Below are 2,395 nucleotides of genomic sequence, written 5' to 3'. Positions count from 1 at the left end.
GACATACAAGGTGGTAAATTAGGGAATAAAAACTCAACTACACATTTAGTGGGAAAAAATGTGTATATAGACGCAGATAGTACAAATTTAAATTCTACCATAAATGTAACAGCCACAGAAGGTGGTTACATACAAAGACAAATGATAAATTTTGCAAATGATGGCTATAAATTTGGAAATAACACAAATATAAATATAGTCAACTATACAGATTCTAGTGGCACAACTCATACAGGAAGCTCTAATTTTAAAAAAGCGTTAACTATAGGTAATATGGGAAATGAAAAAGATAATGCCATAGAATGGTGGCACTTTGCAAAAGGTTGGAATGAAGGTTTAGGTGTTACTAGAAGTATAGATGAGTTTAGATTGGTAGGGAATATTGATTTTAGTGGTAATAAAGGACAAGGAACAGAAGGCAAAGACTGGCAAAACTATGCAAATTACTGTATAGATGGCCTTGGCTGTACTTCTATGATAGTAGGTAGTACTGATACTAATGCTTTTACTAAGACTTTCAATGGGCAAAGTTATGCTTTGAAAAATATCAATATGGATATAACCACACTAGAAGATAAATCTGAATATAAATATATAGGAATTTTTGGAAATTCTGATGGCGCTAATTTTAAAAATATAAATATTGATTATATGAATGGTAAAATTCAGAAACAAAAAAATGTAAAAGATGGTTGGCGTTATATTGGAGGATTTATTGGCAAATCAAAAAATTCATTTTTTGAATATGTTTCTTTAAGCAATATAGAAAGTATTAGCAATTCCAATCGTGATGATAATTCTGTTGTAGGTGGTTTTGCTGGAAGTGCTTCAGGAACATTTTCTAATATATCTTTAAATAATATACGAAATATAGAAAATTCAGCAGATGATACTTGGACGGGTGGTTTTGCTGGAAGTGCTTCAGGAACATTTTCTAATATATCTTTAAATAATATAGAAAATATTAGTAGTTATAGTGACTATGGTATGTATGGAGGATGGTCTAGAGCAGGTGGTTTCGCTGGAACCACTGATGGAACATTTTCTAATATATCTTTAAATAATATAAAAAATATCAGTAGTCGAGGTGGCAATTATGGTAATATATATGGCAACTCTTTTGCTGGTGGATTTGTAGGTGAAAGTAGTGATTCTAATTTTAATAATATATCTTTAAATAGTATTGAAAAAATTACTGCTTATGGTGCTTGGGGAGGTTATGCCGGAGGATTTGCTGGGGGTGTAGGTTATCCACATAGAGCAAGCTTTTCGAATATATTTATATATTTTAATCCAAATATTATATTAAATGCACGAAAAGATTCTAGTGGCAAATTATTTGGAAAACTTTTTCTTAGTCATAATGCATTTTTAGATAATATCCATATTTATCATCATGAAAATGATTTAGGCAATGCAACTGCTGATCAAAATTATTGGGGTAGTACTAGTAGTGAAATTCAAATTCATACTTATGATGATTCTACTCAAAATGATGCATATAATGACTTTCTATCTAAAGCAAATACTATAGAAAAACCATCTAAACCAACAGATCCAATAGATTCTGATATTATCCTAGGTAGTGATGATTTATATGCTGATATCATTATGAAATGGATTATCGATGAACTAAGAAAAGAAAACTACACTATAGATATTAAAAATCTAGTTAGTTTAATCAATGCTTTTAAAGGATTAAATAAAGAATCTAGAGAAGATGAGATTAAAGCTATAGTAAAAGCGCATTTAGATATAAAAGATGATGATAAAGCTTTAAGTATGGCTCAAGGTATTAGCTTTTTACTAAACTATAAAGAGCATAATTTTGATAAAAGATTAAATGATGAAGCTTTAGCTGTTTATAATAATACCATTAAACCTAGCGTAAATAATACTTTAGGAATAATCTCATATTTAGATAAAAATAAAGATTATCTTTTAGAGCAATATAATAAACACAAAGAACTAGAACAAGTCTTTAAAGATAAAGAGCAAGCTTATAAAAACGCAGAGGCTGAATTTAATAGATTATTAGATTTGGTTAATAAAGGAAAATTGGGTTATGATGATCCTAAATTTACTCAAGCTTTTGATAACTGGCTTAATGCTTATAATACCTATAATGCTTTGTCAAATGATATCAGTGAATTAAATAATAATGTTGCAAAAATTGCTAATTACATTACAGATGAAAATAAAGGTTTAGCTTATACAAAATTTAGTTTTACTAAATTTGATGATATTTCTAAAATAGATTTGGTTAAACCTGAACTTCCTGATATAGACAATTCTCAAGGCGGAGATTTACCTGCATTTGAACAAACAGCTTCACTTAATTTAATAGGTGATAATGCTTTAGATGATGATGATGAGAAAAAAGAGATAGATGAAA

At 28.9% G+C, this 2,395-nt stretch carries 1 protein-coding gene; it reads left to right on the top strand.

Going from position 1 to position 2,395, the window contains the following annotated elements; genetic code table 11:
- On the top strand, positions 1 to 2,395 hold a 2,395-nt coding region (locus L8W68_RS08145; RefSeq protein ID WP_263675753.1), incomplete at both ends, for a hypothetical protein.

This window comes from Campylobacter sp. FU_497, assembly GCF_025772425.1.
GTDB classification, from domain to species: domain Bacteria; phylum Campylobacterota; class Campylobacteria; order Campylobacterales; family Campylobacteraceae; genus Campylobacter_D; species Campylobacter_D lari_C.
The sequence above is the reverse complement of the archived record's forward strand: the minus strand, read 5'-3'. Positions and strand labels throughout refer to the sequence as shown.